Origin of the sequence: Nonomuraea sp. WAC 01424 (assembly GCF_003947315.1) — a bacterium.
Taxonomy (GTDB): Bacteria; Actinomycetota; Actinomycetes; order Streptosporangiales; family Streptosporangiaceae; genus Nonomuraea; species Nonomuraea spiralis.
This window is the reverse complement of sequence record NZ_QHHZ01000005.1, coordinates 101,512-116,487: the sequence shown is the minus strand read 5'-3', so window position 1 is coordinate 116,487 and position 14,976 is coordinate 101,512. Positions and strand designations below refer to the sequence as shown.

13 protein-coding genes and 1 pseudogene are annotated in these 14,976 nt (G+C 72.9%); 8 read left to right on the top strand and 6 right to left on the bottom strand.

Features of this window, described 5'->3' with window-relative positions:
- Positions 1-48: 48 nt before the first annotated feature.
- Genes DMB42_RS54220 through DMB42_RS15430 form a run of 3 tightly spaced genes read right to left on the bottom strand, consistent with a single transcriptional unit; the run spans position 49 to position 3,276 of the window.
- Positions 49-630 (bottom strand): discoidin domain-containing protein, encoded by a 582-nt coding sequence (locus tag DMB42_RS54220; RefSeq protein WP_221762168.1) that lies wholly within the window; start codon positions 628-630, stop codon positions 49-51.
- Positions 627-1,691: a hypothetical protein gene (locus DMB42_RS54215; RefSeq protein WP_221762167.1), complete on the bottom strand. Its 1,065-nt coding sequence runs from the start codon at positions 1,689-1,691 to the stop codon at positions 627-629. Before DMB42_RS54215 ends, DMB42_RS54220 begins: the two co-directional genes overlap by 4 nt.
- A 7-nt stretch (positions 1,692-1,698) precedes the next feature.
- The gene (locus DMB42_RS15430) at positions 1,699-3,276 is read right to left on the bottom strand and encodes an alkaline phosphatase (protein WP_221762166.1); all 1,578 of its coding nucleotides are present in this window, start codon (positions 3,274-3,276) and stop codon (positions 1,699-1,701) included.
- Between the two features lie 96 nt (positions 3,277-3,372).
- Between DMB42_RS15430 and DMB42_RS15425 the strand changes: the two genes are divergently transcribed.
- Positions 3,373-3,924 carry a cupin domain-containing protein gene (locus tag DMB42_RS15425; RefSeq protein WP_260477709.1) on the top strand — a complete coding sequence of 184 codons (552 nt, stop codon included), beginning with the start codon at positions 3,373-3,375 and terminating at the stop codon, positions 3,922-3,924.
- Positions 3,925-3,951: 27 nt separating this feature from the next.
- Positions 3,952-5,256: pseudogene (locus tag DMB42_RS55985) on the top strand (NACHT domain-containing protein); the annotation flags it as partial.
- 1,782 nt (positions 5,257-7,038) lie between these two features.
- On the opposite strand, the gene DMB42_RS15415 reads toward DMB42_RS55985, so the two are convergent.
- Both DMB42_RS15415 and DMB42_RS15410 read right to left on the bottom strand, forming a co-directional pair.
- Positions 7,039-7,623: a sulfotransferase family protein gene (locus tag DMB42_RS15415; protein WP_185844671.1), complete on the bottom strand. Its 585-nt coding sequence runs from the start codon at positions 7,621-7,623 to the stop codon at positions 7,039-7,041.
- Positions 7,620-8,651: an alpha-hydroxy acid oxidase gene (locus DMB42_RS15410; protein ID WP_125635077.1), complete on the bottom strand. Its 1,032-nt coding sequence runs from the start codon at positions 8,649-8,651 to the stop codon at positions 7,620-7,622. The genes DMB42_RS15415 and DMB42_RS15410 overlap by 4 nt, the downstream gene beginning before the upstream one ends.
- Before the next feature lie 23 nt (positions 8,652-8,674).
- Between DMB42_RS15410 and DMB42_RS15405 the strand changes: the two genes are divergently transcribed.
- The 6 genes from DMB42_RS15405 (at position 8,675) to DMB42_RS15380 (ending at position 13,699) form a co-directional block, all read left to right on the top strand.
- Positions 8,675-9,883, top strand: coding sequence for a cytochrome P450 (locus tag DMB42_RS15405; protein ID WP_125635075.1), 1,209 nt, complete (start codon positions 8,675-8,677; stop codon positions 9,881-9,883).
- Complete coding sequence (locus DMB42_RS15400) at positions 9,849-10,775, top strand: hypothetical protein (protein WP_125635073.1); 927 nt, start codon at positions 9,849-9,851, stop codon at positions 10,773-10,775. Before DMB42_RS15405 ends, DMB42_RS15400 begins: the two co-directional genes overlap by 35 nt.
- 64 nt (positions 10,776-10,839) lie before the next feature.
- Positions 10,840-11,439 carry a hypothetical protein gene (locus tag DMB42_RS15395; RefSeq protein ID WP_125635071.1) on the top strand — a complete coding sequence of 200 codons (600 nt, stop codon included), beginning with the start codon at positions 10,840-10,842 and terminating at the stop codon, positions 11,437-11,439.
- Positions 11,440-11,511: 72 nt separating this feature from the next.
- Complete coding sequence (locus tag DMB42_RS15390) at positions 11,512-11,772, top strand: DUF1876 domain-containing protein (protein WP_125635070.1); 261 nt, start codon at positions 11,512-11,514, stop codon at positions 11,770-11,772.
- A gap of 83 nt (positions 11,773-11,855) precedes the next feature.
- A complete protein-coding gene (locus tag DMB42_RS54210; protein ID WP_221762165.1) occupies positions 11,856-12,098 on the top strand; it encodes a hypothetical protein in 243 nt (80 codons plus the stop codon).
- A gap of 89 nt (positions 12,099-12,187) precedes the next feature.
- Positions 12,188-13,699, top strand: a complete 1,512-nt coding sequence (locus DMB42_RS15380) for an aldehyde dehydrogenase family protein (protein WP_260477708.1) — start codon at positions 12,188-12,190, stop codon at positions 13,697-13,699.
- 83 nt (positions 13,700-13,782) lie between these two features.
- Here the strand turns inward: DMB42_RS15380 and glnII are convergent, their stop codons facing one another.
- Positions 13,783-14,802 (bottom strand): glutamine synthetase, encoded by a 1,020-nt coding sequence (gene glnII, locus DMB42_RS15375; RefSeq protein WP_125635066.1) that lies wholly within the window; start codon positions 14,800-14,802, stop codon positions 13,783-13,785.
- Positions 14,803-14,976 lie beyond the last annotated feature (174 nt).

Here is a 14,976-nt window from a genome sequence, read left to right as displayed (position 1 = left end):
GGCCTCTCAGGCGGCCTTGGTCGAGGGATCGGCGGGCCGGTCAAGGGGTCAGCGGGCCGTCACCTCCGCGGCCGACAGGTAGGAGCCGCCGCTCGCGCGGGTGCCTTCGAGGCGTACGTAGCGGGCGTCCACGGCGGGGAACGCGGCCGTCTTGAGCCGCGCGTCGCCCGCCCACGTCCCGGCGGCGACCTGGGTGAAGGTCTGGCCGTCGGTGCTGACGTACACCTTGTAGTCGAGGATCGTGCCGTTGAGGTTGCCGTCGAAACGCGGCTGGTAGGACAGCTCGCTCACCTGCCGGGCCTCGCCCAGGTTCAGGGTGAGCGACTGCGGGAGCGGGGTGGGGGGCGAGTACTCGGAGTGCCAGAAGGTGGCGATGTCGCCGTCCACGGCGCGTTCGGGGCCGAAACCGGCGTGGAAGCTGCTGGCGTACACCTTGGGCTCGGTGCAGGTCTCGGTGACGGTGACCGGGATCTCGGTGCTCTCGTCGCCGACCCGTACGGTGACGCTGTGCTCGCCCGGCGGGGTGTCGCGCGGCGCGGTGACCTTGACCACGGCGGTCGCGCCCTGGTGGGCCGGTACGTCGAGGGAGGCCGTCGCGGGCGTGGCGGTCAGCGGCGCTGCGGCGGTCACGGTGACCGGCGTGGAGAGGTTCTCGCCGGTGTTGTTGACGACCTGGCGGCCACCTCGGCCTGCCGTACGGCCAGCTCGCAGTGGTCGAGCACGATCCTCTCCGGCGTGACCGTGCGCTGGACCGGCTGTCCCGGGCCGAGCAGCGCCCAGGCGAACGGCGCGTCGGCGTAGTACGCGGTGCGGCAGGCACCGGGGGCCGAGCGCGGCCGTCCGGCGTCGAAGGCGGCCTTGCAGGAGGCGCGGCCGGGCAGGGCGGCGTCGTAGGCGGTGTCGAGTCCGGCGCGCAGCACCTGGCCGCGGACGAACAGGAAGCCGCTGTGGTCCCGGCCGTGCGCGCCCGCCTTGTCGAACAGGACGTCGCTGTAGGCCCCGGCCCCGGTCAGCGCCGTCCAGAACGCCTGCGGCGCGCAGCCGACCGGCCGGTCGGCGCCCGGCACGGCGCAGCGTCCGGCCCTGAAGTCGCCGCCGAGCACGGTCACCTGCCCGCCTGCGGCCGGGAAACGCCGCTCGACGAGCGCCGCGTACGCGGCCGTCGCGGTCGCCGGGTCGCCGCCGGGGTGCGCCGCGACCAGCGGGACCCGCAGCGTGCCGTCGCGCCTGGCGGCCGTCAGGTACGCCTGGTCCTCGTCCTGGACGCGCTCGTAGCCGCCCGCCTGGGCGACCGTCATGGTGTCGGTGTTGACGAGCAGCGCGCTCTCGCGTACGGACCCGTCGGCCTGGAACGCCGACCGCTCCCCCGCGACCTCGGCGCGGTAGCGGTAGCCGGTGGCCTTGCTGAGGCTGGTCGCCAGGCGGCGCGCCCCGGGCCCCAGGATCTCGTTCAGCACGAGGGCGTCAGGGGCGGCCGGGACCGCGGCGGCCAGCCGGGTGGCGAAGTTGTCCAGGTCGGTGGTGTCGGCCGCGTCGGCGGGCCGTACGGAGTCCTGGAGGTCGGCATGGACGACCAGCACCTGCCCGGCGGGCGTCCTGGGCAGGGCGGGCGCGGCCGACGAGCCCGCGGCGGGCACGGCGCCCAGCGGGATCAGGGCGAGGGCCGCGGCGGCGAAGAAGGATGTTCTCATGGGGGCCTCACGCGTCCTGGAGGGCCGGGCGGCCCGACTCGACGACGAACGACCTGCGCACCGAGGCTGCGCCGTCGGGGGTGGTGACCCTGTCCACGACCACGTAGTCGGCCCGCAGGGTGTCCTTGGCGACGCGACAGCGGATGTAGCCGCGCTGGTTGTTGAAGAACTTCAGGTGCGGGTTGGCCGCCAGCCACTCCTGGCCGGCCGCGCTGGTGTCGGAGCCGTTGCCGCCGGAGGTGATCGAGGTGGCGAGCAGTTCGACGCCGACGGTCGGCGAGCCGGGGTCGGCGAAGTCGGCCTTCAGCTCGGCGGCGCAGTTGACGTGCGCGTCACCGGTGATCACGACCGGGTTGCGCACCTGGCGGGCGGTGATGCCGGCCCAGAGGCGGTCGCGCTCGGCGGCGTAGCCGTCCCCGGTGTCGGGGTTGAGCTGCTGGAGGCCCGGGTCGGTGAGGCGGTCGAGCTGGAACATCTGGACCTGGTTGGCCAGGATGTTCCAGGTGCTGCGGGAGCGGCCGAGGCCGTCCAGGAGCCAGCTCTCCTGCTGGGCGCCGAGCATCGTCCGGTTCGGGTCGAGCCGGGCGGTGATGTCGGCGGGGCTGCGGAACTGGCGCTCGTCCAGGATGTGGAAGGTGGCCAGGGAGCCGTACCGCAGGCGCTGGTGGAGTGACATGTCCGGGCTGTCGGGGAGGCTGGAGGGGCGCAGCGGCTGGTTCTCGAAGTACGCGCGGAACGCGGCGGCGCGGCGGCGCAGGAAGTTCTCCGGGGTGACGCCGGTCGGGGACAGGTCGGCGCCCCAGTTGTCCTCGACGTCGTGGTCGTCCACCATCACGAACCAGGGCGCGGCGGCGCGGGCGGCCTGGAGGTCGGGGTCGGCGTTGACCAGGGCGTAGCGCAGGCGGTACTGCGAGAGCGTCATCACGGCGGCGTTGTGCGCCGACGACAGCGGCGTCCTGCGCTGGCCGCCGGTCGCGCCGATGGCCAGTTCGTAGATGTAGTCGCCGAGGTGGCCGATCAGGTCGAGGTCCTGGGCGGCCAGGTCGCGGTAGGCGGTGTAGAAGCCGGTCTCCCACTGCTGGCAGGAGGCGTAGGCGAAGGCGATCTCGGTGGCCCAGCGGGGGTCGGGGGCGGTCTTCGTCCGTCCGACGCGGCTGGTCTCGTTCCCCACCGTGAAGCGGTACCAGTACTCGCGGCCGGGACGCAGCCCGTCCACCTCTACGTGCACGGCGTGGGCCAGCTCGGGACGGGCGCCCGCCACGCCCCTGCGCACGACCTTGCGCATGCCGTCGTCCTCGGCCACCTCCCACCGCACCGGCACGGTGACCTGCGGCATCCCGCCGCGTCCGTCGTCGGCCAGCGGCTCGGTGGCCAGCCTGGTCCACAACACGACGCTGTCGGTACGCGGGTCGCCGGAGGAGACGCCCAGCGTGAACGGATTGGCGGACAGGGCGGGTACGGGGTCGCTCGCCCCGGCGGGCGCCTGGCCCAGCGCCACGAGGCCGGCCACGCCGGCGGCGTATCCGAACATCTGCCGCCGGGTGGCGGGGCTGTCGGCGAGCCGACGCCATTGATCGGGTTTCACCTGGTCTTGCCTCATTCGTATCGGCATTAATATTAAAATATGAGGAATCGTACGACAGGTGATCTCGCATGACCAGATGCTCGTAAGATCGGTGACGTGGAGCTGAGGATCTATCCCGACGGCGCCCCTGCGGAGGTCGCCGACGAGGCGGCCGCCCTGGCACTGGCCGCCACGTCCGACGGCCAGGCCGTCCTCGACGGCACCCGTTTCCTGCGGCGCGACGTCACCGGCAAGCCCATCGGCTTCGACGAACGGCCGCCCGTGGCCGCCGCGCTCGACCTGCTCCCCCATCCGGAGGGCGGCTGGTACCGCGAGACCTGGCGCTCGCCCGTCACCGTCCGGCCCGACGGCTACCCGGGCCCGCGCGCGAGCGCGACCGGGATCTACTTCCTGCTACAGCCGGGCGAGGAGTCCGTCCCGCACATGGTCAGGTCCGACGAGGTGTGGTTGTGGCACCGGGGCGGCCCGCTGACCCTGACCGTCGGCGACGCCGACGTCACCCTCGGGCCGCTGGTGGAGCAGGGGCAGGTGCCGCAGGCGGTGGTGCCCGGCGGCGTGTGGCAGTCGGCCCTGCCGGTCGGGGACGAGGCCGTGCTGGTGAGCTGCGTCGTGTCTCCGGGGTTCGACTTCGCCGATTTCACCGCGTGATCGGAAAGATCGACTTATACAGGAGACATGCCAGGCATTGAGGCGGCCCTGACCGCCGCTGGGAAGAGCGTCGCGGAACGCGCCATGCGCGAGTGGCTGGCCACCAGGGCCGCGCGCAAGGACCGTACGAGTGACCTGAAGGACCTCCTCCAGAGCGGCTTCCGTGACCGGCTCGCGCCGCGGAAGATCGACAACCAGCTCCAGGGCATCGCGCTGGCCGTCGAGGCCCGGTTGTCACGCCTCGTCGAGCAGGAGTTCCGCGGGCTGGACGAGTCCGCGCGGGCCCCCGTGCTGCTGGAGGTCGTGGACGCGCTGCGGGCGGCCGACCTGTCGGACGAGGCCCTGTTCGAGTCCGACGCCGACCCCGCCAGGCTCGCCGGGCGCGTCCTGGCCGCCCTCCCCGCCCCCAAGCTCGGGGAGGCCGAGGACCGCCTGTACGCCGTCCTGCTCGCCGAGTCCGTCGACTGCCTGGTCGGCCTCATGCGGCAACTTCCCCAGTACCTGCCGCGCGCCGCCACCGAGACCCTGGGCAGGCTCAGCGGCCTGGCCGAGGGCATGGAACGCCTGCTCGCCCGGATGCCGCAGCGCACCCTGGAGGCCCCGGAGGGCAGCCAGGACGACGCCGCCTTCGAACGCCTCTACCTCGACTTCGCCAGCCGCACCCTCGACGAGGTCGAGCTGTTCGGCGTCCGGGTGGAGACCTACCGCCCGCGCACGTCGCTGAGCGTCGCCTACATCAGCCTCAACGTCTCCACCGGCGACCGCCCCCCCCGCGCGCCGGAGCGGCTGTCGATCGCCGCGCTCACCGGCGACCATCCCGCCGAACGGGGCACCGAGCGCATCGAGTCGGCGCTCGGCCGTTCCAGGCTCACGCTGCTGCGGGGCGACGCCGGTTCGGGCAAGAGCACGCTGCTGCGCTGGCTGGCGGTCACCGCCGCGCGCGGCGGCTTCTCCGGCGACCTGGCCGCCTGGAACGGCTGCGTGCCGTTGATGATCAAGTTGCGGAGTCATTCCTCGGGCCGCCTGCCCGCGCCGGCGGCGTTCCTGGACGACGTCGCCCAGGAGGTGGCCGGGCGCGTGCCGCGCGGCTGGGTGGAGCGCGTGCTGGACTCCGGGCGCGGGCTGCTGCTGGTCGACGGCGTGGACGAACTGCTCGTACGGCACCGCCCGGCCGTACGGGAGTGGTTGTCGCGGCTGCTGGCGGCCTACCCGGCGCTGCGCGTCGTGGTCACCTCGCGCCCGACGGCCGCCGACGCCCGCTGGCTGGCCGACGAGGGGTTCGCGGCGGTGACGCTGGACCCGATGACCCCCGACGACCAGCGGGAGCTGATCCGCCAGTGGCACGTGGCGATCCGCGACTGCCCCAGCCTGCCGTGCGACCCCGGCGAGCTGGAGGGCTACGAGGTCGCCCTGCTGGCCCGTATGGAGTCCAACCCGCACCTCGGCGTGGTCGCCTCGACGCCGCTGCTGGCCGCCATGTTGTGCGCGCTCAACCTCGACCGCCGCACCCAGCTCCCGCGCAGCCGGATGGGCTTCTACGACGCCGTGCTCAGCCTGCTGCTCGAACGGCGCGACGCCGAGCGGCGGATCGACGACGACGTGTCGCTGGACCCCGGCCAGAAGGTGTGGATCCTGCGCGACCTGGCCTGGCGGCTGGTGTCCATGGGCCGTTCGGAGTTGTCGAAGGCGACCGCGCTGCGGCGCGTCGAGCAGAAGCTCGCCTCGATGACCCGCGTCTCCCACACCGCCTCCGACGTGCTCGAACACCTGCTGCGCAGGAGCGGCGTGCTGCGCGAGCCGGTGCCCGGCCGCGTCGACTTCGCGCACCGGACCGTGCAGGAGTACCTGGCCGCCGGGCAGCTCGTGGAGGACGAGGACGTCGAGGCGGCCGTCGAGCGGGCGCACCTGGACCAGTGGCGCGAGGTCGTCGTGATGGCGGCCGGGCACGCCAACGCCCGGCTGCGCGGGGAACTGTTGAGCGGCCTGCTGGACCGCGCCGACCAGGGCGGCAAGCACGCCCGCAGGCTGCGGCTGCTGGTGGCCGCGTGCCTGGAGACCATCCAGGAGATCCCGGCCGGGCTGCGCGACCGGTTCGAGGCGTGCCTGGCGCAGGTGATCCCGCCGCGTACCGAGGAGGAGGCGAACCTGCTGGCGGCGGCGGGCGAGGAGATCCTGCGCCGGCTGCCCCGCGACCTGTCGGGCCTGCCGGGCGTCCGCGCCGCCTGGGTGGTGCGCACGACGTTCCTGATCAACGGCCCGGAGGCCCTGGACCGGCTCGCCGGGTACGCCTCCGACGAACGCTGGCAGGTACGGGAGCAGCTCCAGCAGGGCTGGCAGTACTTCGACGCCGGCGTCTACGCCCGGCGCGTGCTCGCCGAGATGGAGAGCGTCACCTTCGCCGGCGCCCGGCTGCTGCGCAGCGCCGCCCTCCTGAAGGCGACCGACGTGACCGTCAGCGTGCCCACTCCCCTTCCCGACGTGCGCTTCCTCCGCGACATGCCGCAGTTGCGGGCACTGAGCCTGTACGACGTCCCGGTCGACTCCCTGGACGGGGTGGAGCTCCTGCCCCACCTGGAGCGCCTCCAGGTACGTTTCTTCACCCCGCACGCGCTCGACCTCGGCGCCGTGGCGAAACTGCCGCGGCTGCGGCACCTGTGGCTGCACGAGGCCCGGTTCGGCGATCCGGCCGTCCTCGGCCGGCTGCCGCGCCTGAAGGAGCTCGGCCTCGACCTGCTCGACGACGGCCGGGACGCCTGGCACGAACCGCTCTCCCGGCAGAGCGAGCTGGAGTTCCTCTACCTCAAGCGGGAGGGCCTGCCGCTGCCCGGTTCGGTGTTCGCCGGGATGCGGGAGCTGCGGAAGTTGTGGCTGGAGGCGATCACGGAGTCCGGCGCCAGCCTGGAGGCCGCCTCCCGGAGCTGCCCGTCCGTCACCGACGTGTACCTCGACGGGGTGCGCGACCTCGACCTCGCGGCGCTCGACCGCTTCTCCCTGGTCCATCTCCGCCTGCGCGGCTGCGGCGTCCTGGCGGATCTCACCCCGCTGCGCGGGCAGAGCGAGCTCACCTACCTGACGCTGTCCGGCTGCGGCGTGACGGACCTGTCGCCGCTCGCCTCACTCCCGCGGCTGCGCAGCCTGAGCCTGTTCCTCATGGACGACCTCGACGTCAGCCCGCTGGCCGGGATGCCCGGGCTCACCGTGCGGCTCGGCCGCGGGCAGCGGGTCGTCAACGGCCACACCGTCAGGATCAAGAAGTTGTGACTCGGCCATCCGCGCCTCCACACGCGCCCAGAACCGCTCGGGGTCGTTCAGGTGCGGGTACGGCTCGTCCGGCGCCGGAACGTCCAGGAACGCGCAGAGCGGCTCCCAGCTCGCCCCCGGCTCGACCACCAGCAGCCGGTCGGCCGGCACCTCCCGCCGTACGGCGTCGTTGTGCTCCCGGTACACCGTCATCGCGTGCTCGCGGTCGGCGAAGCGGCCGGTGAAGAAGCCGTCCCAGATCATCTGGCGGTGGAAGGCGGTGAAGACGCCGGGCCCGGGGACGACCCGGCGGGCCGCGGCGGCCCGCCAGAGCCCGAGCCGGTCGGGGTGGTCGAGGACGTGCCGGCCGTGGAAGCAGGGGCCGAGGCCGAGGCGTTCCAGGGCGGCCTTGAGCGACAGGGTTCCGGTGCGGCCGACGCCGGCGCCGATGACCTTCATGGTGTCACCTGGTCTCTGGTCAGGGCGGCGGGGGTGGCGGCGCCGCAGAGGGTGAGGGCGTTGGCCAGTTCGGTGCGCAGGAGGGACAGGACCCGGGCGACGCCCTCGGATCCGGAGGCTGCCAGGCCCCAGAGCACCGGCCGCCCGACGGCCACGGCCGTCGCGCCGAGCGCGAGGGCCTTGAGCACGTCGGTGCCGCGGCGCACGCCGCCGTCGAGGAGCACGGGCACCCGCCCGCCGACGGCCTCGGCGATCAACGGGAGGCGGTCCACGGCGGCCGGGGCGGTGTCGAGCTGACGGCCGCCGTGGTTGGAGACGATCACGCCGGCCGCGCCGTGCTCGACCGCCAGGACGGCGTCGGCCGGGTGCAGGACGCCCTTGACGAGGACGGGCAGGTCGGTGATCTCGCGCAGCCAGTCCAGGTGCCGCCAGGACAGGGCGGGCGAGAGCTCGACCTGGCGGACGCTGCCGTTCCCGCCCATGTTGGCGCAGACGATGCCGGGCGGCAGGTCGTGGAAGCCGTTGCGGTCGCCGCGTTCGTTGCGGCCGAGGGCGGGCGAGTCGGCCGTCACCACCAGGGCGCGGCAGCCGGCCGCCCTGGCCCGGCGTACCAGCGACTCGGTGAAGGCCAGGTCGGGCTGGAGGTAGAGCTGGAACCAGAGCTTGGCGCCGGTCGCGGCGATCTCCTCGACGGTGACCGTCGAGAGCATGGCGGCGATCATGACGACGTCGGCGTCCCTGGCCGCCCTGGCGGTGGCGACCTCGCCCTCGTCCCAGGCCAGGCGGTGGAAGGCGGTGGGGGCGAGCAGCACGGGCATGGCGGACGGCTGGCCGAACAGGGCCAGGTCGAGCCGGGGCGGCCCGGCGCCGCGCAGGATCCGCGGGACCAGCGACAACCGCCGGAAGGCGGCCTCGTTGGCGCGTACGGTGATCTCGTCCTGGGCGCCGCCGGCGAAGTAGTCGTAGAGGACCGGGTCCAGTTTGTCCTTGGCCACGGTCTCGAAGTCGCGCAGGTTGACCGGGTTCACACCGCCTCCTCGACGTCGTCCCCTTGCCTGTACTACGCGGGGGACCGGGCGACCTGGTGGACGTCTCGCGATTCCTGGAGGTGTACGGGCATCCGGCCGCGCGCGGGCGCAGCCGCGGGGCCGCGCTGTCGGACCTGTTCTGGTACTGGCTCTCCCCCGGCGCCGACGTGCACCAGGAGCACCTGGAGCCGGGGCCGCGCCACGCCGAGGTCGCCGCGTGCACCCGCCGGGTGCTGACCCTGCCGAGCCGGCGGGCCGCGTCGATGGCCGTGGAGAGCCTGCGCGCCGCCCCGCCGCCCGCCGACCGCCGCCTGGTACGCCTGGTACGCCTGCGCGACCTCGCCATACCGGTCTGGGCCGAGTTCTACCACCGGCTGGTGTTCGGCGAGCCCTGCCCGCCGGGCGTGCGCGAGCTGATCGTGGCGCACGCCGACGACGTGGTGACCTCGCTGAAGTGCTGCGGCCTGCGCCACATGGACAGGCGGCTGCGGCTGACCGCCTACCTGGAGTCGTCCCTCGACCGTGTCCCGCATCTCCTGCCCGCCTCGCTCAGCCGCCGCGAGCAGGCGTACTACCTTCAGGGCACGTTCTTCAACACGGCCGTCGTACAGAGTTCGGAGGCCACCGCGCACGCGCTCATGGTCGCGGCGACCGAGGGACGCGGGCTGGTCGACGGGCCGGCGGTCGGCGAGCTCGTCGAGGAGACGCTGCGCAGGTTCCCGCTGTTCGGGGTGGCCCACCGGGTCACGTACGAGGACATCGGGCTGGGCCAGGACAGCGTGATCCCGGCGGGATCGGTCCTCTGCTTTAACTACCCGGAATTTCATGCTAAAGGTGGCAATATCCCGTTCGGCGTTCCCACCAACCGGCCTTGTCCGGCCTGGCATCTGGCCCCGCTCACCATCCAGGCCGTCGTCGCAGAACTGCTCGGCGCGTACACGTTCACCACCTGGGCCGCGCACACCCGCTCGCTTCCCAACCGCGGCCCCTGCCTGATGACGCCCCACGGCCAGGCCGCCCGCCTGCGCCTTCCGCTGCTGGCGTACCTGCGGGTGCGCGACCGCTGGGAGGAGGTGACCCGGAGCATCGCGCACCTCGTCCTCGGCACGTACATGGTCTGGGACGCCCGACGCCTACGTCACTGCGAACGCCACTTCCTTCTGGACGAGAACCCTCTGGACGAGAAAGGGAACCACCATGACCCTGCCCCTCGCCGCGGCCCCCGCCGCTGAGCCCGTGGCCGCCCGCCGCCGCGGGCTCGTGCTGCTGCTCAGCGCGATGGCCGGATTCCTGCTGACCGTCGTGTGGTCGGCCGAGTTCGTCGACCAGACGATCGGCTCGACGGTCGCCGACACGATGCTCGGCCGCGACGCCGACGCCACCCCCATCGCCGGGACCGTCTCCGGCATCCTGTTCGCCTTCGCCTCCGGCCTGGCCGGCTCGTTCACCGCGTGCAACATCGCCGCGCTCGGCGCGGTCGCGCCCCTGGTCGGGGCCAGGCCGTCGGTCGGGGCCCGGATCCGCGGGACGTTACGCCCGCTCGGCTGGCTGGCGGCCGGCGCGCTGACCGTGTCCGGCGCGTACGGCGTCGTGGTGGGCATCGTCGGCACCTCCATGCCGCAGTTCGCCACCGCCAGGCCCGCCCCCGGCACCCTGTCCCCCGGCCTGATCCAGGCGATGATCACGTTCGGGCTGATCGGGCTGGCCTTCCTCTACCTGGGCCTGGCCGCGCTCGGCTACCTGCCCGACCCGCTGGCCCGCCACCCGAGGGCCCGCATGGTCGTCATGGGCGCGCTGATCGGCGGCTTCCTGATCGGCCGCCCGTTCCCCCTGTTCCGCCAGCTCTTCAGGGACGCGGCCGAGAGCCACAACCCCCTGTACGGCGCGCTGGCCTTCATGCTCCAGTCGGCCGGCAACATCGTCGTCATGGCGGTCCTGTTCATGTTGCTCGCCCTCGCCACGGGAGGCCGCGCGCACCGCTGGCTGACCGCCACCCCGGGCCGCCTGGCCCTGATCACCGGCGCGGCGCTCGTCGTGGCCGGCGTCTTCACCCTCCTGTACTGGGACGTCCGGATCCTGGCCCGCCGCGACCTCATCTGGTACCCGACGGCGCCCTGGAGCTGAGCGGCGCGCGCGGGCTACCCGCCCGTTCTGCGGGAAGGAGGAAGGTGACCGTGGGAGGTGCGCGATGAGGGCCGTCATGAACGCCACGATGTTGCGGATCCGCCGGCACCGGCCGGACCGCAACCCGTTGCGCCGCCGCTCCGACCGGCTGGAGAGCGCCGGGCTGGTGGTGGCGGTGCTCCTCGTCCTGATCAGCGTCTGGCCGGCCGTGCTGGCCGGCCGGATCACCTACGAGGGCGGCCTGCGCAACGCCCGGGTCGGCCCGGGGTTCCGCCAGCAGGTGACCGCGACGCTGCTGCGGGAGCCCCGGTCCGTACGGGCCGCGTTCGGCGAGTCGGCGGCCTCGACCGTGCCGGCGCGGTGGACGACCCCGGCGGGCGTCGTCCGTACCGGCCGGATCTCGGCCCCGGCCGGTACGCGGGCGGGCCAGAGCGTGCCCCTGTGGATCGACCACGAGGGCGATCCCACCACGCCGCCGCCGAGCCGTACCGATGTCGTCCTGCGCGGGGTGGGCATGGCGCTGTTCACGCTGCTCCTGGCGATGCTGCTGGTCGCCGGGCTGCTCGCGGCGCTGCTCAGGCTGCTGGACCGGCGCAGGTACGCCGAGTGGGACGCGGCCTGGATCCGGGCCGACGACCGCTGGCGCCGCCCGCGCCGCCCGTAGCCGGGCCACCGCGCGGTGTGCCCCGGTTTACCCATGTCTGTCCGGGCAGCCGTACGCCGGAGGAGGCGAGCCATGGAAGCCAAGCAGTGGACCGTACGGATCCACCTCGCCGAGGACGGCGACGACACCTCGGCGCGGGCGGTCCTGACCACCCCGGACGGCACCCGGGTCGAGGGCACCGGCCACGCCCGCCGCAACCCCGCCGACCCATCCCTGCCGGAGGTCGGCGACGAGCTGGCGGTCTCGCGGGCGCTGGCCGACCTGGCCGGACGGCTCGGCGCCGACGCCCGGCACGGGCTGGGCGACGGGCCGGCGCCCACCCGTTCGTGGTGAACGCGGGAGCCCGCCCGACTTGACGCACCCGGTCCCGACCCGCTGACATGTGTCCCGCGGATCGTACGGACCAGGGGGAGCGCATGGGCGGCAGGATGCACGCGGACGAGGCCGACATCGACGAGGCCCTGGTGCGGCGGCTGCTGACCGCGCAGTTCCCGCGATGGGCCGAGCTCGGGGCCGACGACGCCATGTGGGCGCGCGGACGCGGCCGGGCGCTGTCCATGGCGCTCATCCAGCTCCCCTACTACAAGGACACCAATCCGGCCATGGCCGCCAACGCCCGGCACGTGATCGGCGAGGTGCTCGGCGGTCCCGCACGCTGACGGGTGTCTTGGGTTTTTTCCGGCAGGATGATTGTCTGTCCGGAGGAACTACGAGGAGGCCACCGGTGAGCCGTCAGATCGTTTCAATCGTGGGTGGGAAGGACACCGCCGGCGAGAGCGTGTACGAGTCGACCAACCCCGCCCGCCCCGGCGAGGTCGTGGCCCTGGTCGGCCTGGCCGACGCCGACGCGTTCGCCGCCGCCTGCCGCACCGCGAAGGAGGCCCAGCGCGAATGGGCCAAGGTGCCGGCGCCGGTGCGCGGCCGGGTGATCGCCTCCATCGGACGGCTGGTGGAGGCCAACGCCGAGAGCCTGGCCCGCCTGGTCACCCGGGAGATCGGCAAGCCGTACGCCGAGGCGCTCCGCGAGGTGCGGGAGATCGTCGACACCTGCGACTTCTTCCTCGGCGAGGGCCGCAGGCTCTACGGGCAGACGGTTCCCTCGGAGATGCCGGACAAGAACCTGTTCACCTTCCGTAACCCGGTGGGGGTGGCCGCGGTGATCACGGCGGGCAACTTCCCCGTGGCCGTGCCCTCCTGGTACCTCGTGCCCGCGCTGCTGTGCGGCAACGCCGTGGTGTGGAAGCCCGCCGAGTACGCCGCCGCCTCCGCCGAGGCCATGTACCGGCTCTTCGCCGCCTCCGGGCTGCCCGACGGGGTGCTCAACGTCGTCTTCGCCGACGGCGCGCAGACGTTCGCCGGGCTGGAGCTGGCCCTGGAGGAGGGCAGCGTGCACAAGGTCGGCTTCACCGGGTCGAGCGAGGTCGGCAGGAAGGTCGGCGAGCTGGCCGGGCGCCACCTGCAGTCGGCGTGCCTGGAGCTCGGCGGCAAGAACCCGATGGTGATCATGCCGGACGCCGAGCTCGATCTGGCCGTCGAGGGCGCGCTGTTCTCCGGCTTCGGCACTGCCGGCCAGCGCTGCACCAGCCTCGGCACGGTCATCGTGCACGAGAGCGTGCACGACGAGTTCGTCGAGCGGTTCGCGCGGGCGGCCCGCGAGGCCAGGATCGGCGACCCGGAGCAGGACGTGCTGGCCGGGCCGCTGCTCGACCAGAAGTTCGCCGACCGGTACGAGGAGTACCTGACCTGGATCCAGCCCCACCACCAGGTCGTGTCGGGGAGCACCGGGAAGATCACCAAGGACAACCCGCGCGGCGACTTCGACGGCGACGGCGGCCTCTACTACCACCCGGTCATCGTCGACGGCGTCCGGCCCGGCGACCGGCTGTTCCTGGAGGAGACGTTCGGCCCGATCGTCGGCGTGACCACGTTCACCAGCCTCGACGAGGCCGTCGAGCTGGCCAACCGCCCCGGCTACGGCCTGTCGAGCTCCATCTACACGACCGACCCCAAGCACGCCTTCCGTTTCCGCGAGGGCATCTCGGCGGGCATGGTCAGCGTCAACAACTCCACCTCCGGCGCCGAGGCCCACCTGCCCTTCGGCGGCAACGGCAAGTCCGGCAACGGCAGCCGCCAGTCGGGGGTGTGGGTGCTCGACCAGTTCACCCGCTGGCAGGCGATGAACTGGGACTTCTCGGGCCGCCTGCAGAAGGCGCAGATGGACGTGGCGGAGATCGTCCCGGATCTGGAGTTCCGGCTCTGAGAGTTCCGGCTCTGAGAACGGCGGAGCCGCCCCCCGGGCCGGAGGGCGGCTCTCACGCGTACGGGCGGATCAACCCTGGCGGATCAGACCTGGCCGGCCTTCTCCAGGGCGGCGCAGCAGGTGTTCACCAGCAGGCGGGTGACCACGTACGGGTCGACGTTGGCGTTCGGGCGGCGGTCCTCGATGTAGCCCTTCTTGTCCACCTCGACCTGCCACGGGATGCGCACCGACGCGCCGCGGTTGGACACGCCGTAGGTGTACTTGTTCCACGGGGCGGTCTCGTGGTGGCCGGTCAGGCGCAGCTCGATGTCGGCGCCGTACTGGGAGACGTGCTCCATGGGCTTGTCGCCCTCGCCGAGCGACTCGCAGGCGGTGATGATGGCGTCGTAGCTCTCGCGCATGGCCTTGGTGGAGAAGTTGGTGTGCGCGCCGGCGCCGTTCCAGTCGCCGCGGGCGGGCTTGGCGTCGAGGGTGGCCTCGACGCCGAACTCCTCGGCCGTCCGGTAGAGCAGGTAGCGGGCGACCCACATGTGGTCGGAGACCTCAAGGGGACCGGCCGGGCCGATCTGGAACTCCCACTGGCCGGGCATGACCTCGGCGTTGATGCCGGAGACGGCCAGGCCGGCGGTGAGGCAGCGGTCCAGGTGCAGCTCGACGATGTCGCGGCCGAACACGGCCTCGGCGCCCACGCCGCAGTAGTAGTGGCCCTGCGGGGCGGGGAAGCCGCCCTCGGGGAAGCCGAGCGGGCGGCTGCCCTTGAAGAAGGTGTACTCCTGCTCGATGCCGAACCAGGAGTCCTGTTCGGCGTACCGCTCGGCGATCGGGCGCAGCAGGGCGCGGGTGTTGCTGGAGTGGGCCTGGCCGTCGATCTCCTCGACCTCGCACAGGACGAGCACGTTGTCGCCGCCGCGGATCGGGTCGGGGCAGGTGAACACCGGGCGCAGCACGCGGTCGGAGGCGTGGCCCTTGGCCTGGTTGGTGCTGGAGCCGTCGAAGCCCCAGACCGGGGGCTCGGCACCGTCGGCCAGGATCTTCGTCTTCGAGCGCAGCAGAGCGGTGGGCTCGGTGCCGTCGATCCAGATGTACTCAGCCTTGTAGCTCACGGTGATCCTTTCAGGATTTCTTCCAGCCACGCCGAGTCTTATGGATGGCCATTTCCCGGTTTTTGCCCGAATGTGAACGCCGTGTTAATCGTGCCGCCATCGACCCCCGCCGCCCGCCTCCCGTCCCGCTGCCCATCCCACTGCCCGTCCCGCTGCCCATCCCGCTATTAGGGG